Genomic DNA, 25,781 nt, shown 5'->3' on the forward strand with positions numbered 1-25,781 from the left:
CAACCGGGCCTATCGGACACCGCCGCAGATCAGGCGAAAACGCCAGCCGTGTCCTGCATGCGGGCTGACACTTCACCCAGGTGGTGCAGGGTGTCGCCAAAGCTCATTTCCAGTTCTGTGAGCTTTCGGAAGTAGTGGCTCACGATGTACTCGTCCGTCACGCCAATGCCCCCATGCAGCTGCACCGACTGCTGACTGATGAAGCGCATGCTGGTGCCCAGCTGGTATTTGGCGCGGGCCATGGCCGCGCGGCGTTCCGGTGCGGGTGCATTGAGCTTGAGGCTGGCGTAGTAGCTCATGGAGCGGGCCAGCTCCAGCTGCATCTTCATGTCGGCCATGCGATGGCGCAGCGCCTGGAAGCTGCTGATCGCCACACCGAACTGCTTGCGGGTGTTCATGTACTCGGCGGTGATGTCCAGTGTCTTGTCCATCACGCCCACGGCCTCTGCGCAGGTGGCGGCAATGCCGATGTCCACCGCGTGTTCCAGCGCAGCCTGGCCTTGGGTGGTGATCAGGGTCGCAGGAGCATTTTTGAAGGCGACTTCTGCCGCGCGGCCACCGCCCTGGGTGTTGTAGCCCCGGGTGCTGACGCCCGCAGATTCGCGCTCCACCAAATACAGGCCCATGACGCTATTGACCTTGGCGGAGACGATGTAGGCATCGGCCTTGTCGCCGGCAGCTACTATGCTTTTTGTAGCGTTCAGCACATAGCCACCGGGCGCCTGGTGCGCTTTTCCTGCAATGGCATCCAGAGCGTAGCGGCTGCCGCGCTCCTGGTAGGCCAGGGTCACCAGCTTTTCGCCACTGGCCACACCGGGCAGCCAAGCGGCACGGGTGGCGGCATCCGCATAGCCTGCCAACACCGCACCGGCGATCAGGCTCTGCGCCAGAGGCTCCATCACCATGCCGCGGCCCAGCTCCTCCATCACCACCATGCCTTCGATGGGGCCCAACCCCATGCCGCCATCGTCTTCGGGCACATAGAGGCCGGTAAGTCCCAGCTCTGCCAGCTCGGCATAAGCGGCGGCATCAAAGCCACCGGCTTTTTCGGCCGCGCGGCGGCGATCGAAGGTGTAGCCCTTGTCAACGTACTTGCGCACCGCGTCGCGCAGTTGTTCCTGGTCGTCAGAAAAATCAAAGTCCATGTTCTTCTCCCGTTAGCCCAGGACGACCTGAGCCACAATGTTTCGTTGCACCTCGTTGCTGCCGCCATAGATGGTGGTCTTGCGCAGGTTGAAGTAAGCGGAGGCCAAGGGCGCATTGCCCACTTCACCGCCGGGGAAGCCACCCAGGGCTCCGGCAGTGGCGTCGCCTTGCCAGCCGGCTTCCATGGCTTCGCGGATGAGCGGCAGGGCAAATGGGCCGGCAGCCAGCATCATCAGCTCGCTGTAGCGCTGCTGGATCTCGCTGCCACGAATCTTTAGCAAGCCTGCAATGTCCAGAGAGTTCTTGCCGCTCTTCTCAGCGGACAGTACGCGCAACACCATCATCTCGAGCGCAACGACGTCCACTTCCAACTTGGCGATTTCGTCGCGGAAGCGGCTGTCTTCCCACACGCCCTCGCGCTTGGCAATTCGCTTGAGGCGCTCCAGCTCGCGCTTGGAGCGGTTGATGTCGGCAATGTTGGTGCGCTCGTGGCTGAGCAGGTGTTTGGCGTAGGTCCAGCCCTTGTTTTCTTCACCGATGAGGTTCTCCACCGGGACTTCCACGTTATCAAAAAAGACTTCGTTCACCTCGTGGCCGCCGTCGAGCATGATGATGGGGCGCACCGTCACGCCGGGGCTCCTCATGTCGATCAGCAGGAAGCTGATGCCGGTTTGTGGCTTGCCTTCATTGCTGGTGCGCACCAGACAGAAGATCCACTCGCCGTACTGGCCCAGCGTGGTCCAGGTCTTCTGGCCGTTCACGATGTATTGGTTGCCCTGGCGCTCTGCGCGGGTCTTGACCGAGGCCAGGTCCGAGCCGGAGCCCGGTTCGCTGTAGCCTTGGCTCCACCAGACTTCGCCGCTGGCAATGCCGGGCAAAAAGCGCTGTTGCTGTTCGGCGTTGCCAAAGGCCATGATGACCGGCGCCACCATCACCGGGCCGAAGGGGATGACCCTTGGCGCACCGGCGAGCGCGCATTCTTCTTCAAACAAATGCTTTTGGATGGCCGTCCAGCCGGGGCCGCCAAACTCCTTGGGCCAGCCGAAACCCAGCCAGCCTTTGGCGCCCAAAATTTTGGCCCATCGCTGGTGGTCTTCGCGGGTCAGCTCCAGGGCGTTGTGCACTTTGTGGGCGATGTCGGCGGGCAGGTGGGAAGTCACCCAAGTGCGCACCTCCTCGCGGAAAGCCTGTTCCTCAGGCGTGAATGCCAGATCCATTGCAGTCTCCTCGGTCTCGTTATCAGGTTCAACAGAACTTTACGCCGTGTTTTAGCACGGTCGTTCTTTTATTCTTGTCCGGGTTGTGACATTCCGAGTTCGGCGCACAGTTTTTGTACGGTGGCGCGCAGGTCGGCAACCTCCGCTTCCAGTTGCGTGACACGGGCCTGAAGCTCCACGCTTGCCGGGCCCATTGCAGCGCCGGACCGGCAGCCCACCGCCGCGCTGGCATCCACCGGCCCGCACATCAGGTGGGCCCAGCGTTGTTCGCGGGCCCCGGGTGCGCGGTCCAGCTTGATGACCAAGGGGCCGCCTTTTTCTTCACTGCGTTCCTGCAGCTCGTCCAGAAACGCTTCGACCGACGAGGTGTCGGCAAAACGGTACCAGCGCTCGGCATTCAGACGCAGCTCGGCGGCCGTCTGCGGGCCGCGCAACATCAAGAGGCCCAGCAACACAGCACTTTGTTCAGGCACACCGATACCCCGTTGGGCGTTGTGGGTGAACTTGACGGCGCGTCCGCCGCTGGTCTCGTGCACCAGTCCGGCCTCACGCAGGCTGTCGACGGCATTGCTGACTTCGGACTCGCTCAGCTCCATCAGCGGCTCCCGGCTGGTTTTTTGGTTGCAGCCCAGCAGCAGGCTGTTCAGGGTCAGGGGGTAGCTGTCGGGCACGGTGCGGGCTTTTTCCATCAGGGTGGCCAGCACGCGGGCTTCGACAGGGGTGAGCAGGAGGGGGGTGGTCATAATTCAGCCAGTTATGAAAAACATCGTGATTTTGATCTCTGGCGGTGGCTCCAACATGGCTGCCATCGTGCGCGCATCCCAAAAAGAAGACTGGGCGAGCCGTTATGGCGCCCGTGTGGCGGCGGTTATCAGCAACAAAGGCACCGCGAGCGGCTTGGTGTTCGGCAAAGAGCAGGGTCTGGATACCCATGTGCTGGACCACAAAACCTATGCTGACCGCGAAGCGTTTGATGCCGCCTTGGCTGAGGTGATCGACCGCTACGACACGCCGCAGGCACCCGTCCTGGTGGTGCTGGCCGGGTTCATGCGCATCCTCACCGCGGGCTTTGTGGGGAAGTATGCCGGGCGTCTGGTGAACATTCACCCCTCGCTGTTGCCGGCTTTTGGCGGCTTGAACACGCACCAACGGGCGCTGGATGCCGGTTGCAAATTTGCCGGTGCCACCGTGCACCTGGTGACGCCTGAGCTGGACCATGGACCGATCTTGGAGCAGGCCGTGGTGCCCGTGTTGTCTGGCGATACAGCAGACGCACTGGCCGCCCGGGTACTCACGCAGGAGCACCGCATTTACCCCCAGGCGGTTGCGACGCTGCTATCAAAAAAGTAGCTGCCAGCGCACATTCCGTTTGCGCTAGCAGCACTTTTTATGCTGAAGCGCTGAGCAGGCTGCTTGTGCTTCCGCCCAGACCCTGCGCGACTTGGGCATAGATCTGCTTGGCAAGGTTGGCAATCACAGCGCTGGTTTTGCTGTCATCCGTGTCAGTCGCAGATGCAGACGACGTGCTGTCTGTCCCGGAATCGCTGTCACTTCCCGACAGCGAAGCCACCGCGTTCTTGATTTCTCCCACCAAGCGCTCAATCTCTGACACCGTGCCGTCCTGGTTGGTGTCCAAGGGGTCGTAGGTCGCACTGTTGCTGGACTCTGTTTTCTCGGCACCGCCATGCCCGCCACCGGGGGGCGGTCCGCCCGGTCCACCGGGGCCATGCGCACCTTGTGTGCCACTGCTGCCTTGGGAACCCTCAGGTGGCTGGGGCCGGCCGGCATCGAACTCGGTTTGCGACAAGGAGCCACTGCCGTCGGTGTCGAGCTGGCTGAAGTCCTGGCTGACATCCTGGCCGGTATCAGCCTTGATTTTGTCGGTCAACACTTGCAGCTCGTCCTTGCTGACGGAGCCGTCGCCATCGGTATCGACCTTGGCGAACAAGTCGTCCTGGCTGCCATTGCTGCCACCCATGCCACGGGACTGGGCGAAGTCCATGGTCGAGGGCGGAGGCGGCATCAGGTCTTTCATGCCCTTGTCCAGCTCATCGCTGGAGAGGCTGCCGTCGGAGTTGCTGTCCATTTTCGTGAACAGTTCTTTGCTGTCGCCCAGGCTGGTGCCAGTTTTGCTGGCGATATCGCTCAACATGCTGCTGAGTTCGGTCTGGTCGACGCTGCCACTGCTGTCGGTGTCGACCTTGGCGAACATCTTCGCCTGGTGCTGGGCCCGTTGTGCACTGACTGCCGCCCAGGCATTGCTGGAACCGCTGACCCCGCTGATGGTGCTCATGGTCATTTCCTTTCTCGGTAGGTGGGTGAAGTGCCACCCGGAACCGATGGAGCCGAGCGACAGCTTGATTCTTGAAAGCGGAGGTATCGCCGGTTTGTCGGCTTTGTACCGGGCTTGATACAAAAGGCGGTTTCAAGCGTTGAGAAGCGGGCCGCACACCTGCCAATTCAGGGCTTTGCGAGGCGGGTGGTTTTCTACACTGAGCGGGCCGAAGGGACTGTCCATGCATACCAAGATATCCATCCTCATCGTTGACGACGACGCCGAAATCACCGAGCTGTTGGGCGAGTACCTCAGTCGATTCAACTTCGAGGTGCACACGGCTTGCGACGCAGACAGCATGCGCGCCCAGTTGGCCCGCCATGCGGTGAATCTGGTGGTGCTGGATGTGATGCTGCCCGGCACGGACGGGCTCACCTTGTCCCGCGAAATCCGTGAACGCTCCCAGATCCCGGTGATCATGCTCACCGCCCGGACCACCACGTTTGACCGCATCATGGGGCTGGAAAACGGGGCGGACGACTACATGGGCAAACCCTTTGAGCCGCGTGAGCTGGTCGCCCGTATCCACACCGTGCTGCGCCGCTCGCAAGGCGCCAAAGAGGTCGCCCCGAATGTGGCACGCAGTGATGTGGTCTGCTTTGACGGCTGGGAGCTGCACCGCGAGGAACGTACGCTGGTGTCGCCAACCGGCTTGGTAGTGGCCTTGTCAAACGCCGAGTTCAGGCTCCTGAATACCTTTTTGCAGACACCACGCCGTTTGTTCAGTCGTGACCAGCTGATGGAGCAGGCACGCGGCCGGGCCATGGACGCGTTTGAACGCAGCATCGACTTGCTGGTGTCCCGCCTGAGGCAGAAGCTGGCGGATGACCCCGACGAGCCTTCCATGATCAAAACCGTGCGCGGAGCGGGCTACATGTTCAATGTGCAGTCGGTGCAAGGGCGGATGGCTTGGCGGGTATGAGGGCCTCGACGGCATGGCTTACACGATGGAAGGGGATGGCCGCGCGTTGCGTGCCGGATACCTTGTTCGGACGTCTCGCGTTGCTATTGGCTGTGGCGGTGCTCAGTAGCCATGTGCTGGCATTGACCCTGCTGTTTGAAATGCGGCCCGACTTCAAGCCGGGTTTTCCTCCGCATGGCGCACCCGGTGAGCAGATGGCATTTGCCACACCTATTGCGGATGCTGGCACGGGATTGCAGGGTCAAGCACTGCCGGAGCCTCCTCCTCATCCCGGACCGGGGCCCCACGGTGGTCCGCCGCCTGCCGGAATTCTGCTGGACATCGGGGTGCGTTTGGGGGCCTTGCTTTTGGCGGCTTGGGTGGGGGCGCGCTGGCTCTCCGACCCGGTGCGCCGGCTTGCCGGTGCTGCCCGTGAGTTGGGCCATAACATCCACCGAGCGCCCTTGCCTGAGACAGGCACCCTGGAGTGCCGTGAGGCCACGCAGGTGTTCAACCAGATGCAGCAGCACATCCGAGCGCAGCTCGAGCAGCGCGACCAGTTTGTAGCTGCGGTTTCGCACGATCTGCGCACGCCGCTCACCCGCTTGGCGCTGAGGGCAGAGTCATTGAAAGACGAGGCGGAACGTCAACGCTTTGCCAAAGACATTACCGAGATGGACGCGATGATCCGCGCGACCTTGGATTATCTGCGCGGGGCAGCGGATGCGGAACCCTGGAAGCCCATGGACATGGCTTCTCTGGTCAGCAGTCTCGCGCATGACCAGCAGGACTGTGGTCACGACGTGTCCGTGGAGGCCACTACTTTGCAGGGGTTTCCCCCCGTGCGCACCCAGGCCAGCGCACTGCGGCGATGCCTCAATAACCTGCTGGACAACGCCGTGCGCTACGGCGGTGGGGCCAAGGTGCAATTGGAACTAGCAGACAAAACTCTGCGGGTGCTGGTGCGGGACCGGGGCCCCGGCATTCCCGAAGGCGAACTCACCAAGGTCTTGCAGCCTTTCTACCGGGTGGAAAGCTCGCGCAATAGGCATACCGGCGGGGTTGGCTTGGGCCTGGCCGCAGCCCATGACATTGCCCGGCAGCACGGTGGTAGCCTGCTACTGCGAAACATCCCGCATGGTGGCTTGGAGGCCGAGTTGGCCTTGCCGGTCATCTGAAAACGCTATCAAATCAGGAGCTGCTTGCGCATATCCCGCGGGCGCTAGAGATCAGTTTAGCCATCAATCTTGGTGAAGCGGGGCTGCGCTACCCCCTCAATCACCACCGTTTCCAGAAACATCGCTGCGGGTCGGACCCAGAGGCCTTGTTCGCCATACAGAGCGCGATACAGCGTCATGGGTTCACAGGTTTCGCTGTGGCGCACCGTGTCCAGCACCTGGTACTCCATGCCCTTGTAATGGCGATAGCGGCCGGGCGGGGTGATCACGAGAGGGGGTAGTTTTTCATCGAACATGGGACAATACTAGGTTATGCATCCAAAAGCCCTGCTTGAAGCCTGTACCGAACTGGTCCGGCTCACCCTCAAATTCGACCACCCTGCAGACGCTATCGTCTCCCGTTTCTTCCGTGACAACCGCGGCTTGGGACCGCGTGAGCGTGCCACATTGGCGGAAACGGTGTACACCGTCCTCCGCAAAAAACTGCTGTTTGACCACCTTGCTCCTTCCGGCAGCGGCCCCAAAGAGCGCCGTTTGGCCATTCTGGGCTTTTATGGCCCCGGCGATTTCCTGCGTAGCGCATTGACGGACCAGGAAAAGCGCTGGCTGGACCAGTGCGAAGCCGTCAAGCCTGACGACCTGATGGAGCGCCATCGCCACAACTTGCCGGAGTGGCTGGTGCAGCCCCTGAAAGATCAGCTGGGGGATGGTTTTTGGCCTCTGGTCGAAAACCTGAATCTGGGCGCTGGCTTGGATTTGCGCGTTAACGCCCTCAAGGCCAAGCGTGCAGATGTACAAAAAGAACTGCAGCAAGCCGGCATCAAGGCTGTGCCCACGCCGTTTTCCCCCTTGGGGCTGCGCATTGCCGGCAAGCCGGCCCTGAACAAGAACGAAGCCTTCCTGCGTGGTGACTTTGAAGTGCAGGACGAAGGCTCCCAGCTCTTGGCCATGCTGGTCGACGCCAAGCGAGGTGAAATGGTGGTGGACTTCTGCGCAGGCGCCGGTGGCAAGACATTGGCGCTGGGCGCCGCCATGCGGAGCACCGGGCGCCTGTACGCCTTCGACACATCCGCGCATCGCTTGGACGCGCTCAAGCCCCGTATGGCCCGCAGCGGCTTGTCCAACGTACATCCTGCAGCGATTGCCCATGAGCGCGACGACCGCGTGAAGCGCCTCTCCGGCAAGCTGGATCGCGTGTTGGTAGATGCGCCGTGCACCGGACTGGGAACTTTGCGCCGCAATCCGGACCTCAAATGGCGCCAGACCATGGCGGGCGTGGAAGAAATGGCGTTGAAGCAAGCTGCCATCTTGCAAAGCGCTGCCCGTATGGTGAAGTCCGGCGGGCGCTTGGTCTACGCGACTTGCAGCGTCTTGCCACAAGAGAACGAGGCGATTGCGGATGCGTTTTCTGCGGCTAACCCGGAATTTTTACCTCTCTCGGCTGGGGAAGTCCTTTCCAACCTCAAGGTTGAAAATGCACCAAGCCTGTGCAGCGGGGGCAATAACGGACAGTTGTATCTGCGTTTGTGGCCACATTTGCATCAAACCGACGGATTTTTCGCAGCGGTTTGGCAAAAGAAGTGAATCTTTTGACGAAAGTTAATGTTTTTTAACTTCACGTTGATTTATCTGGCTAAAACTGACTGCTGCATCTAAAATAGCGGCTTCACAAGGGGGTGTGCGTCGTCCCCTTGTCATACATAACCAAACCTCGTTGAGAGATTGAGCGAACTATGTTCTTACCTGACTGGGCTGTGCTGAACGCAGCAATTGATTGGCTGGCCCACGGTGCCTGGAATATCGCCTGGTGGCAGATGGTGCTGTTTACCCTGGCATTGACCCACGTGACCATGATCAGCGTGACCGTGTTTTTGCACCGCCACCAAGCGCACCGCTCGCTGGACCTGCACCCCATTGCCTCTCATTTTTTCCGTTTCTGGCTGTGGCTGACCACCGGTCAGGTCACCAAAGAGTGGGCTGCCATCCACCGCAAGCACCACGCCAAGTGCGAGCAGGCGGAAGATCCACACAGCCCTCACGTCCACGGCATCAAGACCGTGTTGTTCCAGGGTGCTGAGCTGTACCGTGCCGAGTCCAAAAACAAGGAAACCATGGCCCGTTTCGGCCACGGTACCCCGGATGACTGGATCGAGCGCAACTTGTACACCCGCTACTCTTGGCAGGGCGTGGGCTTGATGATGATCATTGACCTGTTCATGTTCGGCGTTGCAGGCTTGGCCGTCTGGGCGGTGCAAATGGCGTGGACGCCCATCACTGCGGCCGGCATCATCAACGGTGCGGCTCACTACTGGGGTTACCGCAACTTCGAAGCACCTGATGCTTCGACCAATATTTCCCCTTGGGGCATCATCATTGCCGGCGAAGAGTTGCACAACAACCACCACACCTATCCCACATCCGCCAAGTTGTCGGTGAAGCCTTACGAGTTCGACATCGGCTGGATGTACATCTCCATCATGAGTGCCTTGGGTCTTGCCAAGGTCAAAAAGACGCCTCCCAAAGCTGCCTACGGCGACGTCCGCCCTGTGGCTGACGAGAAGACTCTGGAAGCGCTCATTGCAAACCGCTACGAAATCATGGCGACCTACGCCAAGGGCGTTCGCCAGGCTGCTCGTGACGAGCTGGAAGCCATGAAGGCTCGCAGTGCGGATGCCGCCATGATCCAAGCCGCCAAGCGCTGGATGCACCGCGATGTGGAAAAGGTGCCTGCAGCTGCTGCCCCTCAGTTGGCCCAAGCCCGCGCCGCTTCTCCAGTGCTCGACAAGATGGTCACCATGCGTGAAGAGCTGCGTCAGATGTGGCTCAACACCAGCGTGTCCCGCGAACAGTTGACCAAGGACCTGCAAGGCTGGTGCCACCGCGCGGAAGAAAGTGGCATTGCCGCTTTGCGTGACTTTTCCATGAAGCTGCGCGCAGCACGCGTTTAAGCTTCGCCTCTCGGCATTGAAGCCCGCCTAGGCGGGCTTTTTTGCGCTTGTATTTTTCCCTATTGCGAGAGGTGCCGAGTGCGCCGGCTTTGCGTAGGTCAAGGAGGGGAGCCCGCAGGGCGGGAGGGACGAAGCAAAGCCGGCGCACTCACCACCTCGTTCGGAGCGAAAGAGCGCAAAAGCAATGGACGTAAAAAAGCCCGCTCAAGGCGGGCTTTTTATGAAGGCAAGCGTGAATTACTTCAGCTTGATTTCCTTGTAGTCGACGTGCTTGCGAGCAACGGGATCAAATTTCTTGATCAACATCTTCTCGGGCATGGTCTTCTTGTTCTTGTCGGTCGTGTAGAAGTGACCGGTGCCAGCTGTGGATTCCAGCTTGATTTTTTCGCGTCCGCCTTTGGTTGCCATGGTGCTTTACTCCTTAAGCTTGACCACGTGCGCGCAGATCGGCGAGCACAGAATCGATACCGTTTTTGTCGATCAGACGCAGGCCGGCGTTAGAAATACGCAGGCGAACCCAGCGGTTTTCAGACTCCACCCAGAAACGGCGGTATTGCAGGTTCGGCAGGAACCGGCGCTTGGTTTTGTTGTTGGCGTGGGAAACATTGTTTCCGACCATGGGGCCTTTGCCCGTTACTTCACATACGCGTGCCATGTGGACACTCCGATTGATACGGCCGGTACAAAAGTGCGCCGGCCTCACCTCGCCAAGAGAAAGGGTGGCGGTAACCCCCCGCTGAAAACTCAGCGGAACTTGCCAAACCCCTCGATGAAAGGGCGGCCCCTCACGGGGCGAATTCAGCAAAGCCTCAAATTATAGCGGGTCCTGCAGGACCGCGCCAATTTCCCTATTCCTGCTGCTCAAGATAGCGCTGAGCGTCCAGCGCGGCCATGCAGCCGGTTCCGGCACTGGTGATCGCCTGGCGGTAGACGTGATCCTGAACATCGCCGGCAGCAAAGACGCCCGGAATGCTGGTTTGGGTCGCAAACCCCTTGAGGCCGCCCTGGGTCACGATGTAGCCATTTTCCAGCTCCAGTTGCCCTTGGAAAATCTCTGTGTTCGGTGCATGGCCGATGGCAATGAAGCAACCCTTGAGCGTCACGTCTTCTGTGGATCCGTCATGCACATTTTTGAGGCGGATGCCGGTAACGCCGGACGCATCGCCCAATACTTCTTCCAGGGTCTTGAAGGTTTTCAGTTCGATCTTGCCTGCCGCAACTTTGTCCATCAGCTTGTCCACCAAGATAGGTTCGGCCTTGAACCTGTCGCGGCGGTGTACCAGGTACACCTTGCTGGCGATGTTGGAAAGGTAGAGTGCCTCTTCCACCGCAGTATTGCCACCACCCACCACGCAGCACACTTCATTGCGGTAGAAAAAACCATCGCAGGTGGCACAGCCGGAAACCCCACGGCCCATGAATGCGGATTCGGAAGGCAGGCCGAGGTACTTGGCAGAGGCACCGGTGGCGATGATCAAAGAGTCACAGGTGTAAGAGTCTGTGTCGCCTTTCAAGGTGAAAGGGCGCTTGGTGAGGTCTACCGCATTGATGTGATCAAATATGATCTCGGTTTTGAAACGCTCAGCGTGTTCCTGAAAGCGCTGCATCAGTTCGGGGCCTTGCACACCATTCACATCGGCCGGCCAGTTGTCCACCTCCGTGGTGGTCATGAGTTGGCCGCCTTGGGCATTGCCGGTGACCAAGACCGGATTCAAATTGGCACGCGCCGCGTAGACGGCAGCGGTGTATCCGGCAGGACCGGAGCCCAGGATCATTACCTTGGCGTGTTTGATGTTAGACATGATGTAACCTTCTTCTACGAAAATCGTGAACCGAGCCGTGTACAGTTCGGTGGGACAGCTTTCCATATGGATGCTGTTGCGGGATCTGCAAGGCTGCTAGCAGCCGGACCCTTGATTGTAAGAAGCAGCACATTAGCAAGCAGGAACCCCAATCAATGGCAATGTTGAGCAACCAGGATTTGATTCGACGGGTGCCCCTTTTCGCCAATTTGACTCAGGAGCAGATTGACGATCTGGCGGCAAATGTCACCAAACGCAAAATCAAAAAAGGGGAGGACGTCGTCCGGCAAGGGCATAACTCCAACGCGCTGTTTCTGATACTGTCCGGCCGGTCGCATGTGGTGATGACCGACAGCAAGGGCAAAGAAGTCATTCTGGCTACGCTGAAGGCAGGTGACTATATCGGTGAGATGAGCCTGATTGATAACGAAGCCCATTCGGCCACGGTTCAGGCCGAAACCCAGATGGATGTGCTGGTGCTGGGGCGAGATGATTTCACCCGCTGTGTCAGCAACAATGCGGCCATTGCCGGTGCTGTGATGCGCGGGTTGGTGCAACGCCTGCGCACGGCGGACCAGAAGATTGTGTCGCTTGCGTTGATGGGTGTTTATGGACGCGTGGCCAACGTGTTGTTGGACATGGCGGAGCCCATTGACAAAGGTGAAATGCTGATCCGTGAAAAAGTGTCCCGTTCGGACTTGTCCAAGATGGTCGGCGCCTCACGTGAAATGGTGAGTCGTGTGATGAAGGACTTCGAAGACCAGGGCTTCATCAAAACCAACAAAGATGGCGGTATACGGGTGTGGGAGCGACGCTCCAAGCCACGTTGATTCCGCTTGCGCAACGCTAAGCCGTTGCGCACCATGACATGACCTATTCACTCCACACTCTTCATTCACCGACCCGCAAGAAGGCGCCAGAACCTTCCGCCCCGGGCCTGAGCCGATTTGCGAACGAAATTGCTTTGGTGGTCGGCTTTGTTTTGCTGGCCTTGTGGCTGATCGCACTGTTGAGCCACTCCGTGCAGGATGCCGCTTGGTCGACATCCGGCTCCGGTGCGCCCACGCATAACCATGTGGGTCGTTTGGGTGCGCTGTGGTCGGATTTGAGCTATTTCCTGTTCGGATTTTCGGTGTGGTGGTGTGTGGCTGCTGCAGGTCGTGTCTGGTTGTCTTTGTTGGCAGACCGGCTTCGCGGAGACGAAGACGTGGAGGCTGCTTCTGTGGTCAATCATCGTCAGCGGCGCTGGATGTTCTGGGGTGGCTTGTTTTTGCTCATGTATGCCAGTACCTCCTTGGAGTGGGCGCGCCTCTATCGCCTGGAACTGATGCTGCCCGGAGCCAGCGGTGGAGCCATGGGGCAATTGTTGGGCCCGTGGAGCGTGCGTTGGATGGGTTTCGCCGGCTCCGGCTTGATTGCCATTGTTTTGGGCTTGGTCGGTGTATCTTGGGTGTTCAATTTCTCGTGGCCGCGTGTGGCTGAACGCATCGGCAGCTTTTTGTATTCTTTGGTCGAATCCCGGCGTGAGAAAAAAGAAGAAGCACAGGACCGCGAGCTCGGGCAGCTGGCGGTTCGGGAACGGGAAGAGGTTTTCCTCGAAGAGCGTGGTGAAGAACTGATCGTTCACCCGCCACCGGCGCCGGTGGTGATTGAGCCCGTTTTGGTAGAGCTGCCGCCCAGCGTGCGGGTCGCCAAAGAGCGGCAGAAACCCCTGTTCAGCGAAATGCCGGACAGCAAGTTGCCGCAAGTGGCTCTGCTGGATGATCCGCAAGTACGGCAGGAAACGGTGTCCCCCGAAACGCTGGAAATGACCAGCCGCATGATCGAGAAAAAGCTCAAGGACTTCGGCGTGGAAGTGCGTGTGGTGCTGGCCCAACCCGGCCCGGTTATTACCCGTTACGAGATCGAACCCGCCACGGGCGTGAAGGGCTCTCAGATTGTGGGCCTGGCCAAAGACTTGGCGCGGAGCCTGAGCCTAGTGTCCATCCGTGTGGTGGAGACCATCCCCGGCAAGAACTACATGGCGCTGGAGTTGCCAAACGCCAAGCGGCAGAGCATTCGTCTCTCTGAAATTCTGGGATCGCAGGTCTACAACGAAGCCAAATCTATGCTCACCATGGGTCTGGGCAAAGACATCATCGGTAACCCCATCGTGGCCGATCTGGCCAAGATGCCGCACGTGCTGGTGGCGGGTACTACCGGCTCCGGCAAGTCGGTGGGTATCAACGCCATGATTCTGTCCTTGTTGTACAAGGCGGAGGCGCGTGATGTGCGCCTGCTGATGATCGACCCCAAGATGCTGGAAATGTCCGTGTACGAAGGCATTCCGCACTTGTTGGCACCCGTGGTCACTGACATGAAGCAGGCGGCGCATGGCCTCAATTGGTGCGTGGCTGAGATGGAAAAACGCTACAAGCTCATGAGCAAAATGGGCGTGCGTAACCTGGCCGGCTTCAATACCAAGATCGACGAGGCCAAAGCCAAAGGCGAGTTCATTTACAACCCCTTCAGTCTTACCCCTGAAAGCCCAGAGCCCCTGCAGCGCCTGCCGCACATCGTGGTCATCATCGATGAGCTTGCGGACTTGATGATGGTGGTGGGCAAGAAGATTGAAGAGCTGATCGCGCGGCTGGCCCAGAAGGCGCGTGCGGCGGGTATCCACTTGATCCTCGCCACCCAGCGTCCCAGCGTAGACGTGATTACGGGTCTCATCAAGGCCAACATTCCGACCCGCATTGCCTTCTCGGTGGGGTCCAAGATCGACAGCCGCACGATTCTCGACCAAATGGGGGCTGAAGCCTTGCTGGGTATGGGGGACATGCTGTACATGGCCAGCGGCACTGGTTTCCCGGTCCGTGTGCACGGCGCGTTTGTGAGCGACGACGAGGTGCACCGCGTGGTGAGCTATCTCAAAAGCCAGGGTGAGCCGGATTACATCGAGGGCGTGCTGGAAGGTGGCACCGTCGAAGGTGAAGACGGTCCCGGCGGTGAAGAGGGCGGCGGCGAAAAAGACCCTATGTACGACCAGGCGGTTGAGGTGGTGCTCAAGAACCGCAAGGCCAGCATCTCATTGGTGCAGCGCCACCTGAAGATCGGCTACAACCGCGCCGCCCGTTTGGTTGAGGACATGGAGAAGGCCGGGCTGGTCAGTGCCATGAGCGGCAGTGGGCAGCGAGATATTCTGGTTCCGAGCCGCAACGAATAAGGTTTGCATGAAGCGATTTGCTACTTTTTTTATAGCTACTTGCGCACTATCTGCGGGCGCTACCGGTTTGAATGACTTGGAATCCTTTATCAAGGGCGTCAAGTCGGGGAAAGCGGAGTTCAGCCAAGTCGTCACAGCGCCTGCCAAGGAAGGGCAGGTCGCCCGAAGCAAAGTCTCCAGCGGCACCTTCGAGTTTTTGCGCCCCGGGCGTTTCAAGTTCACCTACAAGAAGCCTTTTGAGCAAACCATCGTCGCAGATGGGCAGACGCTGTGGCTCTATGACGTGGATCTGAACCAGGTCACTGCACGCAAACAAGCCCAAGCCCTAGGCTCCACGCCAGCAGCACTGATTGCATCGTCGGCAGACATCAAGGCTCTGCAGGCGGATTTCAATCTCGCTGATTCCCCAGACAAAGATGGTCTGCAATGGGTGCAGGGCGCACCCAAGGCCAAAGACAGCCAGTTGCAAAGTGTGCGGGTCGGATTCCGGCAAGGAAAGCTCGAAATACTTGAAATAGTTGACACTTTTGGCCAGAAATCAGTGCTGACGTTCAACGGATTCCAGAGCAACCCCGTTACGGACCCTGAACTATTCCAGTTCAAGCCGCCCGCTGGGGCGGATGTTGTCCGTCAATAGACGGTGTATCGGGGCCAGCCAGAAAATGTTGGCTTGGCCTCTATCTGAGGGAGATTGCGTATGAATACAGAAGTCATCTGGAATTTTTTGACGACCCAAGGGGCTGATTTCGGCCTGAAATTGTTGGGTGCTTTGGCTGCCTGGATCATCGGCCGCTGGCTGATCAGTATGGCTCTGCGGCTGCTCGGGGCGGGGTTGCAGCGTGGCGGCAAGGTGGACCTGACCCTGTCCAACTACCTGACCTCCATCATCTCGGTGTTGCTCAACATTGTGTTGATCCTCGCCATTCTGGATATCTTCGGCGTCAAGACCACGTCGTTCGCCGCTTTGCTGGCGGGTGCAGGTCTGGCCATCGGCACCGCCTGGGGCGGTTTGCTCACCCACTTTGCAGCAGGTGTGTTCATGCAGGTGCTGCGCCCCTACAAGGTGGGCGATTTTGTGACCGCAGGCGGTATCACCGGTACGGTGAAAGAGCTGGGCCTTTTCGGCACCACGCTGATCACGCCGGACAACGTGGTCACCATTGTGGGCAATAACACCGTGTTTTCTGGCTCTATCCAGAACTTCAGCGCCTTGCCCCATCGCCGTGTGGACTGCGTGGCCAAGGTCGCGCATAGCGTAGACGTCCAGGATGCGATCGCTCGCTTGCGTGTGGCCGTCACTGCGATTCCGAACGTGGCTACTTCGCCTGCGCCGGACATTGAGATTCTTCAGTTCACACCCGAAGGGCCATTGCTGTGCGTGCGCCCCTACACCCACACCGACCACTATTGGCAGGTGTATTTCGACACCCATAAAGCGGTGGTGCAGACCTTCGGTGCAGCCGGCTACCCCGTGCCTGAAACGCCGGTGGCACATCGCAATCTGTAACGCCTGAAGGCCTGACGCATCCCTGTGGCAACTTCCCCATCCAAACACCAGCCACTGGCCGAACTGCTGCGCCCCAAAACGCTGGGTGAAGTCATCGGCCAGCAGCATCTGCTGGGGGAGGGCATGGCCTTGCGTCTGGCTTTCGAGTCGGGCCAACCGCACAGCTGTATCCTGTGGGGGCCGCCCGGCGTGGGCAAGACTACGATCGCGCGCTTGATGGCCGACGCCTTTGACGCCCAATTCATCACCATCAGTGCGGTGTTGGGCGGAATCAAGGAAATCCGCGAGGCGGTGGATCAGGCCCTGAATGCGCGTGATGGCCTCGAGCAGCGTCGCACCATCGTCTTCGTGGACGAGGTGCACCGGTTCAACAAGAGCCAGCAGGACGCGTTTCTGCCGCATGTGGAGAGTGGCTTATTTACCTTCATCGGTGCGACCACCGAGAACCCGTCGTTTGAAGTGAATTCTGCTTTGCTGTCGCGTGCAGCGGTGTACGTGTTGCAGCCTCTGGATGCTGAGAGTTTGAAGCAAATTGTGCTGAAAGCGCAGACGGAATATGCGCTACCAGCTATTGAAAGCATAGCAATTGATCGATTGATTGCGTATGCAGATGGTGATGCACGCCGTCTTCTCAACACACTGGAAACGCTCGCCATTGCTGCCCGCCAGGAGCAAGTACCAGAGATTACGGATGCATGGCTGCTCAAGGTGCTGGGCGAACGCATGCGGCGCTATGACAAGGGCGGGGAGCAGTTCTATGACACGATTTCCGCCCTGCATAAAAGCGTGCGGGGTTCCGACCCGAACGCGTCACTCTATTGGTTCACCCGTATGTTGGATGGAGGGGCAGATCCGCGCTACATGGCCCGCCGCTTCATTCGAATGGCTGCTGAAGACATAGGATTGGCGGATCCCCGTGCCCTGCGTTTGGCATTGGATGCGGCGGATGTATACGAGCGCTTGGGCAGCCCGGAAGGTGAATTGGCCTTGGCCGAATGCGTGGTCTATCTGGCTGTAGCGCCCAAGAGCAACGCGGTTTACAAGGCCTTCAATGAGGCCAAAGCGTTCGTGAAAAAAGACGGTACACGCCCAGTGCCCATGCACCTGCGCAACGCGCCGACCAAGCTCATGAAGGAGCTGGACTACGGCAAGGGCTATCGCTATGCCCATGACGAGGAGGGCGGCTTTGCAGCGGGTGAACGCTATCTGCCGGATGGCATGCCAGACACCGACTTTTACCGCCCCGTGGAACGGGGGCTGGAAATCCGTATTGCTGAGAAGCTACGGGATTTGAAAGATCGCAATCAGAAGAAAAACTAATATTGCATGAAATGCGGGACGAATTGCTGAATCGGCATAAGACTCAAGGGTAAACCCACCCTGTACCCCCGAGACCCCCAAGCCTGACATCGCTAGAATCGCGGCACTGCTTTTGGCCTGCACCGCCAGTGAACCTGACGTGGCAGGCTTATTGCTTTCGATGGTCTGACGCCACCAGTGTTAACGGCCATGGCCGTTCGCACACAAGAACAACGGAGTTTTCTATGGATATTTTGATACAGCAGATCATCAACGGTCTGGTGTTGGGTAGCATGTATGCGCTCATCGCGCTGGGCTACACGATGGTGTACGGCATCATCAATTTGATTAACTTTGCCCACGGCGAAGTCGTGATGGTGGGGGCTCTCACCAGTTGGACCATCATCGGATTGATGCAAGAGTCCATGCCCGGCACTCCAGGCCCTGTCATTCTTTTGATCGCCTTGGTGATCGCATGCGTCGTTGCCGCTGCGTTGAACTTCGTGATCGAAAAGGTCGCATACCGTCCTTTGCGCAACAGCCCCAAACTGGCTCCGCTGATTACCGCTATCGGTATGTCCATTCTGTTGCAGACTTTGGCCATGATCATCTGGAAGCCCAACTACAAGTCCTACCCGACTCTGTTGCCCGGTAACCCGATCGATATCGCCGGCGCTGTGATCACTCCAACCCAAGTCATGATTCTGGGTGTGACAGCGGCGTCCCTCGCAGTCCTGATGTGGTTGGTGAATTACACCAAGCTGGGTCGTGCCATGCGTGCGACCGCTGAGAACCCACGCGTTGCCGCCCTGATGGGTGTGAAGCCCGACGTTGTGATTTCTGCCACCTTCATCATCGGTGCCGTCTTGGCGGCTATCGCAGGCGTGATGTACGCATCCAACTACGGTACTGCCCAGCACGCCATGGGCTTCCTGCCCGGTTTGAAGGCCTTTACGGCTGCGGTGTTCGGAGGTATCGGCAACTTGGCCGGTGCTGTGGTTGGTGCACTGTTGCTTGGCTTGATCGAAGCCATCGGTGCCGGCTACATCGGCGCCTTGACCGGCGGCGTTTTGGGCAGCCACTACTCAGACATTTTTGCCTTTATCGTGTTGATCATTGTGCTGACTCTGCGTCCTTCCGGTTTGCTGGGTGAGCGCGTTGCGGACCGTGCTTGAGGAGAACCCGCACATGAACCCCCAAAAACGTCTTTTCACCATGCTGCTGGCTGCTGCCGGCTTGCTGATTCTGCCGTTCGTTCTGCAAGGCTTCGGCAACGCCTGGGTGCGCATTGCCGACATGGCATTGCTTTTCGTATTGCTGGCGCTCGGCTTGAATATCGTTGTCGGTTATGCCGGCCTGCTGGACTTGGGCTACGTGGCGTTTTTCGCCATCGGCGCCTACATGTACGGCTTGATGTCCTCGCCACACCTGATTGAAACCTTCCCTGCCATCGCAGCCATGTTTCCGGATGGCATGCACACGCCTTTATGGTTGGTCATTCCTTTGGGGGCGGCGCTCGCGGGCATTTTCGGGGTGTTGCTGGGTGCTCCGACCCTGCGTCTGCGCGGTGACTACCTGGCCATCGTGACATTGGGCTTCGGTGAAATCATCCGTGTGTTCATGAACAACCTGGATCACCCGGTCAACATCACGAACGGACCCAAAGGTATCAATCAGATTGATTCACTGCACTTCTTTGGCCTGAACCTGGGCAAGAAGCTCATGATCGGCGACTTTGAGATTGCGTCGGTGACCTTGTACTATTACCTGTTCCTGACATTGGTAGTGGTCAGCGTGATCATTTGCCATCGCTTGGAGTTGTCCCGCGTGGGACGTGCGTGGATGGCCATCCGTGAAGACGAAATTGCTGCCAAAGCGATGGGCATCAACACCCGCAACATGAAGTTGTTGGCCTTCGGTATGGGCGCTACTTTCGGCGGCGTGTCCGGTGCCATGTTTGCCTCTTTCCAGGGCTTCATCTCTCCCGAGTCCTTCAGCCTGATGGAGTCCGTGATGATTGTGGCCATGGTGGTGCTGGGAGGTGTCGGTCACCTGCCGGGTGTCATTCTGGGCGCTGTCCTGTTGGCGGCCTTGCCGGAAGTGCTGCGCTATGTCGCTGGTCCTCTGCAAACCATGACCGATGGCCGCTTAGATGCCTCCATCCTCCGCCAGTTGCTGATTGCATTGGCCATGATCAGCGTGATGCTGCTGCGCCCCCGTGGTCTGTGGCCTTCGCCTGAGCACGGCAAATCCCTGCAAAACGCCAAGAGCTGAACTTTGCGAGCTTCCCGCTGCATTCGTGTGGCGGGGACCTTCAACTGATTGGAATACCTATGACAGATACAGTATTGAACGTCTCCGGCGTCTCCAAGCGCTTCGGTGGCTTGCAGGCCTTGAGCGATGTGGGCATCAAAATTGAACGTGGCCAGGTGTATGGCCTGATCGGTCCCAACGGTGCCGGCAAGACCACCTTCTTCAATGTGCTGACCGGCTTGTACACACCGGATAGCGGCAAATTTGAACTGGCCGGCAAACCATACCAACCGACAGCGGTTCACACCGTGGCCAAAGCCGGTATTGCCCGCACTTTCCAGAACATCCGCTTGTTCGCTGAAATGACAGCCTTGGAAAACGTGATGGTGGGCCGCCACATCCGTACGCATTCAGGCTTGTTGGGCGCCGTGTTCCGCACCAGCTCCTTCAAAGCGGAAGAAGCAGCGATTGCTCAACGCGCCCAAGAACTTTTGGACTATGTGGGCATCGGCAAGTTTGCCGACTACAAAGCCCGCACCTTGAGCTATGGCGACCAGCGCCGTCTTGAGATCGCCCGTGCGTTGGCAACCGACCCCCAGCTCATCGCTCTAGACGAGCCAGCCGCCGGCATGAACGCGACTGAGAAAGTAATGTTGCGTGAACTGATTGACCGCATCCGCAAAGACAACCGCACCATCTTGCTCATCGAACACGATGTCAAACTGGTCATGGGCCTGTGTGATCGCGTAACGGTGCTGGATTACGGCAAGCAAATCGCCGAGGGCACACCTGCGGACGTGCAGAAGAACGAAAAAGTGATTGAGGCCTACTTGGGCACGAGCGGCCACTAAGGATTGACAAATGACTACCCAGACTCTGCTCAAAGTAAAAGGCCTGAAAGTGGCATATGGCGGCATTCAGGCCGTCAAAGGTGTGGATTTCGAAGTGCACGAGGGTGAATTGGTCTCCCTGATCGGCTCCAACGGTGCCGGCAAGACCACCACCATGAAAGCCATCACGGGTACCTTGCCTATCAACGCAGGTGATATCGAATACCTCGGGAAAAGCATCAAGGGTCAAGGCCCTTGGGACTTGGTGAAACAAGGCCTGGCCATGGTGCCGGAAGGTCGCGGTGTGTTCACCCGCATGACCATCACCGAGAACCTGCAAATGGGTGCTTACATCCGCAACGACAAGGAAGGCATCTTGGGGGACATTGAAAAAATGTTCACCATCTTCCCCCGACTGCGCGAACGCAAGGACCAATTGGCGGGCACCATGTCCGGTGGTGAGCAGCAGATGCTGGCTATGGGCCGTGCACTGATGAGTCGCCCGAAGGTCCTGTTGCTCGATGAGCCTTCCATGGGTCTGTCTCCCATCATGGTGGACAAGATTTTTGAAGTGGTGAAAGACGTTTACGCCCAAGGCGTAACCGTATTGTTGGTGGAGCAAAACGCCAGCCGTGCCCTGTCTATCGCCAACCGTGGCTATGTGATGGAGTCCGGCGTGGTCACCATGACCGGCAATGCTGCCGACATGCTGACCGACCCCAAGGTGCGGGCAGCCTACTTGGGCGAATAAGCGACACCGCCGACGTCCGGATACAGGCTGTTACACAGCTTTGCATTCCGGATGTCGGAGTCTTTTGCTGGCTCTCCGTTGAAAGTGCATGGAAATGTTCCATGCCACTTTTAAAAGGAGCTTCGCATGAAATACCGTGCTTTGATTGCTACTGCCGTTTTGCTGTCGGCGGGTGTGACGTTTGCTCAAAACGCACCTGCACCTAAAGATCCATTTGCTACACCGGGCATCGACAAGCGTGAAGTGAATCAGGAAAAGCGTATTGCGCAAGGCACAACGTCCGGTGCCTTGACTGCCCGTGAAGCCCGCCGGCTCAACCGGGGCGAAGCCCGCATCGACAAAGCAGAGGATCACGCAGAAGCCGACGGCAAGGTGACGCGCCATGAGCGCAAGCACATCACCGCGATGCAGCGTGCCGAAAGCAAGGCCATCTATTTGCAAAAGCATGACCGTCAGGTTGACTTGAACCACGACGGCAAGCGGGATCGCAAGGGTTAACAAGCCCCTATCTTCAACAAGCCGCTGTAAATCACAGCGGCTTTTTGTTTTTAGGCTTGGGCTTTGTCAGCCTCAGAGGTAAAGGCGTCCGCGAAAAACTCTTCTTCAGGTAAACCGCCTAGCGAAACATAGTCGCGCCGAGCAGACTCCACCACCACGGGCGCGCCGCACGCATACACCTGATACCCGCTCAAATCGGTGTGGTCCGCCAACACTGCACGATGTACAAATCCTGTACGGCCGGCCCACGCGTCTTCCGGTAGGGCATCGGACAGGACCGGAACGTAGGCCAAGGTAGGCATCTGTATTTGGAAGTCTTTTACCCAAGCGTCCATGTAAAGGTCTTGTGGACGGCGGCCGCCCCAGTAGAGGGTGGTGTTGCGCGCAATGCCTTGCGCGAGCATGTGCTCCAGCAGCGCCTTGATGGGCGCAAAGCCCGTGCCGGAGGCCAGCAGGATCATGGGTTTGTCGGAGTCCTCCCGCAGGAAGAAAGACCCATGAGGCCCCTCCACCCGCAGAATTTCTTTTTCCTTCATGGCGCCGAATACGTGGTCGGTGAATTTGCCACCTGGCATATGGCGAATGTGCAGTTCCACACCGTTGCCCTGCGGCGCGTTGGCCATGGAGTAACTGCGGCGCGCGCCATCGCGGAGCAAGAATTCAATGTACTGACCGGCGCGATACAAAAACGTGTCGTTCGCTGGCAGTTGAAGTTGCAGCACCATGACGTCGTCAGACACCTTTTGGAGGGTCGTCACACGGGTAGGCATCTTTTTGATCGGCAAAGCACCTTCTGCTGACACCTGTCTGGATTCCAGCACCACATCGGAGGTAGCGGTCGCGCAGCAGGTCAACACCAGTCCTTGCGCTTCTTCCTCGGGGCTCAGTGCCTTGGCTTGATGGGCGCCGTGCACCACGCTTCCGGACAGCATCCTGCACTTGCAGGAGCCACATGCGCCGTCTTTGCAACCATAGGGCAGGCCTACCCCTTGGCGTATGCCTGCAGCCAGCAGCGTTTCGTCGCTGTGTGTGCTGAAGGTGCGTCCGCTGGGCTGCACGGCAACAGAAAAAGTCATGGTGGCGGATGCGGTCTCGCTCATCTTCGGTATCCTAGGTGGCTGCTTTGTCAACAACCCTCGATTTTGCCTTCAAACCAATCCCCCCTCGGTGCGCTCCCGGCGCGGTTCAGACGTCAGCGTGTGCTGGTGGTCGGTTGCGGCGATGTGGCGATGCGCGCCATTCGACAGTCCGGTTCGCACATTCGTTGGATGGCGCTCACGTCCAGCGAAGAACGCATTACTGAGCTCCGTAAAGCCGGTGTGATGCCTTTGCTGGGCAATCTGGATAAGGCGTCCAGCCTGAGAAGATTTGCAGGCTTGGGCAGCCGTTTGATGTACCTGGCACCGCCGCCCACGGAAGGATGGACCGATCCGCGCGCCGCAGCCTTGACGCGGGTACTTCGATTGCGCACTCCCTTGCACTCCGCGGTCTATGGTTCGACGACCGGGGTCTATGGTGATTGCTCCGGTGAATGGGTCACAGAGACGCGCGCTGTATCCCCGCAAACCCCTCGTGCGCAGCGCCGTGTGCATGCGGAAGCTGTGTTGCGGACATGGGGCAAGGCAACGGGTACACCCATTGCGGTGCTGCGTATTCCGGGCATCTACGCGCCGGACCGGGAAGGTGGGACGCCGCGTACCCGGCTGCAAAAAGGTACACCTGTGCTCCAGCCGAAGGATGACGTGTACACCAACCACATTCATGCGGATGATCTGGCCCGTGCTTGCATGCGGGCGCTATGGGCTGGCGCTCCCCAGCGAATCTACAACGTGAGCGACGACACCCAACTGAAGATGGGGGATTACTTCGACATGGTGGCAGACTTGTACGGTTTGCCACGCCCGCCCCGAGTGGCACGAGACAGTGCCCAAAAGCAGCTGCCTGTGATGTTGTTGAGCTTTATGAGTGAGTCACGCCGAATCGACAACCGGCGCATGAAGACTGAGCTTCGGTTGCGATTGCGTTACCCGGATGTGGCTGCTGGATTGGTGTCTGTGCCCTTCAGCCCGTAGAGCTTCAGTAGCAGCTGCCAGACAAGCCAGCTGCTCATCAGCGTGATCGGGTAGGCCCACAGCACATCGCTCAACCAATGGGCGACCGCTGACATGCGGGAGAAACCGATGGCAAGTCCGGAAACAGTTCCCACCACCAACCACACCTTGCGCCTGCGCGCATGGATCAACATCAGGCTGCTGAAGAAGAAGCCGCAGGCCACGTGCCCGCTGACAAAAGAGCAGTTGTTGTCGCACTGGTCTGTCATCACCGCGGCTCGGGTGAACTGCTGGGTGCCGCCAAAATTTTCGACCTGGTAGGGGCGTGCCCGTTGCCAGTGCTCTTTGAAACCCCAATTAACCACCGCACCCGGTCCGGCAATGCCGGCGCAAACCACAAAAGCCAGCGGCAAGCGCCACGCCTTCCATCGCTGCGCAAAGTGCGAGAAGAGCCATGCGATTGCGCAAATGGCTAACATGGTCCGGAATGCGGCAGGCATCCATGCGTTGATCCATTCCACCCACCACCAGTTGACTGAATCAATGCTGGGTGTGGCGCCGGCAAAAAGAGCCGCCGCGCGAAGATCCAGCGCCGGCCAGAGGGTGGGTATCAGTGCCACCAAAATCGAAGCCGCCACCAGTTTCCAGAACAGGGCAGGTGTGCGATCTTCTGTGGAGTGCATTGACATGGTGTGTGGGACGTACACAAAAAGCAGATTGTGATGCAAGCCATTTCGGGCATACGCCGGATCAGGACATTGCAAGTGGACCAGCCGACAAAGAAAAAGCCGAATGTTGCAAGAACATTCGGCTTTAATCTGGTGCCCAGGGCCGGACTCGAACCGGCACGCCTTGCGGCGGGGGATTTTGAGTCCCCTGAGTCTACCAATTTCACCACCTGGGCAGGTATTTCGTGAAGCTCGAATTATGGCACATTTATGGCATGAAATATCCAACTATTGAAGAAGCAATCGGAAAAACACCTTTGGTAGCCCTGCAACGCATTCAGGCTACCGACAACCTCGCCCGCAACAATGTGTTGCTGGGCAAGCTTGAAGGCAACAACCCTGCGGGTTCGGTGAAAGACCGCCCCGCACTCTCCATGATTCAGCGCGCTCAGGAACGCGGCGACATTCAGCCCGGTGACACGCTTATTGAGGCCACCTCAGGCAACACTGGCATTGCGCTGGCCATGGCTGCTGCGGTCAAGGGCTACCGCATGATTTTGATCATGCCCGAGGACCTGTCCATCGAGCGCGCGCAGACCATGAAGGCCTTCGGTGCTGAGCTCATTCTCACGCCCAAGAGCGGCGGCATGGAATACGCGCGTGACCTCGCAGAACAGATGCAACGTGAGGGCAAAGGTCGGGTGCTGGACCAATTCGCCAATGGCGACAACCCGCGCATCCATTACGAAACGACCGGCCCTGAGATCTGGGAACAAACCGGCGGGCGCATTACCCACTTCGTGAGCGCCATGGGCACCACAGGAACCATCACAGGTGTTTCCCGCTTCCTGAAAGAGAAGAACCCTGCCATTCGCATCATCGGCGCGCAGCCCTCCGAGGGCTCGCGCATTCCCGGCATTCGCAAGTGGCCACAGGAATACTTGCCCAAAATCTATGATCCGTCCAACGTTGACGAGCTGATTTATGTGAGCCAGGGCGACGCCGAAGACATGTGCCGCCGCATGGCCCGCGAAGAGGGCATTTTCGGTGGCATCTCTGCCGCCGGTGCATGCTGGGTGGCACAGGAAGTCGCCAAGCGCGAGCGTGATGCGGTGATCGTTTTCATCGTCTGCGACCGCGGCGACCGTTACTTGTCTACCGGCGTTTTTCCCGCCTGATACTGAAGGTAAAT

At 58.8% G+C, this 25,781-nt stretch carries 27 protein-coding genes and 1 tRNA gene; 17 read left to right on the top strand and 11 right to left on the bottom strand.

What is annotated here, in order from left to right; genetic code table 11:
* Positions 1-29 precede the first annotated feature (29 nt).
* The 3 genes from AEP_RS18625 to AEP_RS18635 form a co-directional block, all read right to left on the bottom strand.
* Positions 30-1,145 carry an acyl-CoA dehydrogenase family protein gene (locus AEP_RS18625; RefSeq protein ID WP_087496778.1) on the bottom strand — a complete coding sequence of 372 codons (1,116 nt, stop codon included), beginning with the start codon at positions 1,143-1,145 and terminating at the stop codon, positions 30-32.
* A gap of 12 nt (positions 1,146-1,157) precedes the next feature.
* Positions 1,158-2,363, bottom strand: a complete 1,206-nt coding sequence (locus AEP_RS18630) for an acyl-CoA dehydrogenase family protein (RefSeq protein WP_087496779.1) — start codon at positions 2,361-2,363, stop codon at positions 1,158-1,160.
* 68 nt (positions 2,364-2,431) lie between these two features.
* A complete protein-coding gene (locus AEP_RS18635; protein ID WP_087496780.1) occupies positions 2,432-3,106 on the bottom strand; it encodes a YceH family protein in 675 nt (224 codons plus the stop codon).
* A 13-nt stretch (positions 3,107-3,119) separates the two neighbouring features.
* Between AEP_RS18635 and purN the strand changes: the two genes are divergently transcribed.
* The gene (gene purN / locus AEP_RS18640; protein ID WP_087496781.1) at positions 3,120-3,713 is read left to right on the top strand and encodes a phosphoribosylglycinamide formyltransferase; all 594 of its coding nucleotides are present in this window, start codon (positions 3,120-3,122) and stop codon (positions 3,711-3,713) included.
* Between the two features lie 37 nt (positions 3,714-3,750).
* Here purN and xopAW read toward each other — a convergent pair whose 3' ends face one another.
* Complete coding sequence (gene xopAW, locus AEP_RS18645; RefSeq protein ID WP_198301861.1) at positions 3,751-4,656, bottom strand: EF-hand domain-containing protein; 906 nt, start codon at positions 4,654-4,656, stop codon at positions 3,751-3,753.
* A gap of 223 nt (positions 4,657-4,879) precedes the next feature.
* Between xopAW and AEP_RS18650 the strand changes: the two genes are divergently transcribed.
* Positions 4,880-5,620 carry a response regulator gene (locus AEP_RS18650; protein WP_087496783.1) on the top strand — a complete coding sequence of 247 codons (741 nt, stop codon included), beginning with the start codon at positions 4,880-4,882 and terminating at the stop codon, positions 5,618-5,620.
* Between the two features lie 35 nt (positions 5,621-5,655).
* Positions 5,656-6,777, top strand: a complete 1,122-nt coding sequence (locus AEP_RS18655) for an ATP-binding protein (protein WP_232459870.1) — start codon at positions 5,656-5,658, stop codon at positions 6,775-6,777.
* A gap of 56 nt (positions 6,778-6,833) precedes the next feature.
* Here AEP_RS18655 and AEP_RS18660 read toward each other — a convergent pair whose 3' ends face one another.
* Positions 6,834-7,073 (bottom strand): DUF1653 domain-containing protein, encoded by a 240-nt coding sequence (locus AEP_RS18660; protein WP_087496785.1) that lies wholly within the window; start codon positions 7,071-7,073, stop codon positions 6,834-6,836.
* Between the two features lie 16 nt (positions 7,074-7,089).
* On the opposite strand from AEP_RS18660, the gene AEP_RS18665 reads away from it, so the two are divergent.
* Both AEP_RS18665 and AEP_RS18670 read left to right on the top strand, forming a co-directional pair.
* Positions 7,090-8,361 carry an RsmB/NOP family class I SAM-dependent RNA methyltransferase gene (locus AEP_RS18665; protein ID WP_087496786.1) on the top strand — a complete coding sequence of 424 codons (1,272 nt, stop codon included), beginning with the start codon at positions 7,090-7,092 and terminating at the stop codon, positions 8,359-8,361.
* Positions 8,362-8,510: 149 nt separating this feature from the next.
* On the top strand, positions 8,511-9,725 hold the full coding sequence (locus AEP_RS18670) for a DesA family fatty acid desaturase (RefSeq protein WP_087496787.1): 1,215 nt from the start codon (positions 8,511-8,513) through the stop codon (positions 9,723-9,725).
* A gap of 237 nt (positions 9,726-9,962) precedes the next feature.
* Here AEP_RS18670 and rpmG read toward each other — a convergent pair whose 3' ends face one another.
* The 3 genes from rpmG to trxB all read right to left on the bottom strand — a co-directional run bounded on the left by rpmG (position 9,963) and on the right by trxB (position 11,527).
* Positions 9,963-10,133 (bottom strand): 50S ribosomal protein L33, encoded by a 171-nt coding sequence (gene rpmG, locus AEP_RS18675; protein WP_087496788.1) that lies wholly within the window; start codon positions 10,131-10,133, stop codon positions 9,963-9,965.
* 13 nt (positions 10,134-10,146) lie between these two features.
* A complete protein-coding gene (gene rpmB / locus AEP_RS18680; RefSeq protein ID WP_087496789.1) occupies positions 10,147-10,380 on the bottom strand; it encodes a 50S ribosomal protein L28 in 234 nt (77 codons plus the stop codon).
* A gap of 193 nt (positions 10,381-10,573) precedes the next feature.
* Positions 10,574-11,527: a thioredoxin-disulfide reductase gene (gene trxB, locus AEP_RS18685; protein WP_087497421.1), complete on the bottom strand. Its 954-nt coding sequence runs from the start codon at positions 11,525-11,527 to the stop codon at positions 10,574-10,576.
* A 155-nt stretch (positions 11,528-11,682) separates the two neighbouring features.
* On the opposite strand from trxB, the gene AEP_RS18690 reads away from it, so the two are divergent.
* From AEP_RS18690 to AEP_RS18735, 10 genes are all read left to right on the top strand, one after another.
* Entirely contained in the window at positions 11,683-12,357 is a 675-nt protein-coding gene (locus AEP_RS18690) for a Crp/Fnr family transcriptional regulator (protein WP_087496790.1), read from the top strand.
* 38 nt (positions 12,358-12,395) lie between these two features.
* Positions 12,396-14,732 (top strand): DNA translocase FtsK, encoded by a 2,337-nt coding sequence (locus AEP_RS18695; RefSeq protein WP_087496791.1) that lies wholly within the window; start codon positions 12,396-12,398, stop codon positions 14,730-14,732.
* A 7-nt stretch (positions 14,733-14,739) separates the two neighbouring features.
* Positions 14,740-15,369 (top strand): outer membrane lipoprotein chaperone LolA, encoded by a 630-nt coding sequence (lolA, locus tag AEP_RS18700; protein ID WP_087496792.1) that lies wholly within the window; start codon positions 14,740-14,742, stop codon positions 15,367-15,369.
* A 60-nt stretch (positions 15,370-15,429) separates the two neighbouring features.
* Complete coding sequence (locus AEP_RS18705; RefSeq protein WP_087496793.1) at positions 15,430-16,239, top strand: mechanosensitive ion channel family protein; 810 nt, start codon at positions 15,430-15,432, stop codon at positions 16,237-16,239.
* Positions 16,240-16,263: 24 nt separating this feature from the next.
* Positions 16,264-17,559: a replication-associated recombination protein A gene (locus tag AEP_RS18710; RefSeq protein ID WP_087496794.1), complete on the top strand. Its 1,296-nt coding sequence runs from the start codon at positions 16,264-16,266 to the stop codon at positions 17,557-17,559.
* A gap of 224 nt (positions 17,560-17,783) precedes the next feature.
* On the top strand, positions 17,784-18,713 hold the full coding sequence (locus tag AEP_RS18715) for a branched-chain amino acid ABC transporter permease (RefSeq protein WP_087496795.1): 930 nt from the start codon (positions 17,784-17,786) through the stop codon (positions 18,711-18,713).
* Between the two features lie 13 nt (positions 18,714-18,726).
* Positions 18,727-19,812, top strand: coding sequence for a branched-chain amino acid ABC transporter permease (locus AEP_RS18720; protein ID WP_087496796.1), 1,086 nt, complete (start codon positions 18,727-18,729; stop codon positions 19,810-19,812).
* A gap of 59 nt (positions 19,813-19,871) precedes the next feature.
* On the top strand, positions 19,872-20,642 hold the full coding sequence (locus tag AEP_RS18725; RefSeq protein WP_087496797.1) for an ABC transporter ATP-binding protein: 771 nt from the start codon (positions 19,872-19,874) through the stop codon (positions 20,640-20,642).
* Between the two features lie 10 nt (positions 20,643-20,652).
* Entirely contained in the window at positions 20,653-21,372 is a 720-nt protein-coding gene (locus AEP_RS18730; protein ID WP_087496798.1) for an ABC transporter ATP-binding protein, read from the top strand.
* 126 nt (positions 21,373-21,498) lie between these two features.
* Entirely contained in the window at positions 21,499-21,870 is a 372-nt protein-coding gene (locus tag AEP_RS18735) for a hypothetical protein (RefSeq protein WP_087496799.1), read from the top strand.
* Between the two features lie 50 nt (positions 21,871-21,920).
* Here the strand turns inward: AEP_RS18735 and AEP_RS18740 are convergent, their stop codons facing one another.
* On the bottom strand, positions 21,921-22,970 hold the full coding sequence (locus tag AEP_RS18740; RefSeq protein WP_232459871.1) for a CDP-6-deoxy-delta-3,4-glucoseen reductase: 1,050 nt from the start codon (positions 22,968-22,970) through the stop codon (positions 21,921-21,923).
* 42 nt (positions 22,971-23,012) lie between these two features.
* Here AEP_RS18740 and AEP_RS18745 point away from each other — a divergent pair, with 42 nt between their 5' ends.
* Positions 23,013-23,942, top strand: coding sequence for an SDR family oxidoreductase (locus AEP_RS18745; RefSeq protein ID WP_087496800.1), 930 nt, complete (start codon positions 23,013-23,015; stop codon positions 23,940-23,942).
* Here the strand turns inward: AEP_RS18745 and AEP_RS18750 are convergent.
* A complete protein-coding gene (locus tag AEP_RS18750; protein WP_157673223.1) occupies positions 23,894-24,604 on the bottom strand; it encodes a phosphatase PAP2 family protein in 711 nt (236 codons plus the stop codon). The two genes, AEP_RS18745 and AEP_RS18750, sit on opposite strands and share 49 nt — an antisense overlap.
* Positions 24,605-24,740: 136 nt before the next feature.
* A tRNA-Leu gene (locus AEP_RS18755) sits at positions 24,741-24,825 on the bottom strand.
* A gap of 39 nt (positions 24,826-24,864) precedes the next feature.
* Between AEP_RS18755 and cysM the strand changes: the two genes are divergently transcribed.
* Positions 24,865-25,767 (top strand): cysteine synthase CysM, encoded by a 903-nt coding sequence (cysM, locus tag AEP_RS18760; protein WP_087496802.1) that lies wholly within the window; start codon positions 24,865-24,867, stop codon positions 25,765-25,767.
* Positions 25,768-25,781: the final 14 nt, after the last annotated feature.

It is taken from the genome of Curvibacter sp. AEP1-3 (genome assembly GCF_002163715.1).
Lineage (GTDB): Bacteria > Pseudomonadota > Gammaproteobacteria > Burkholderiales > Burkholderiaceae_C > Allorhodoferax.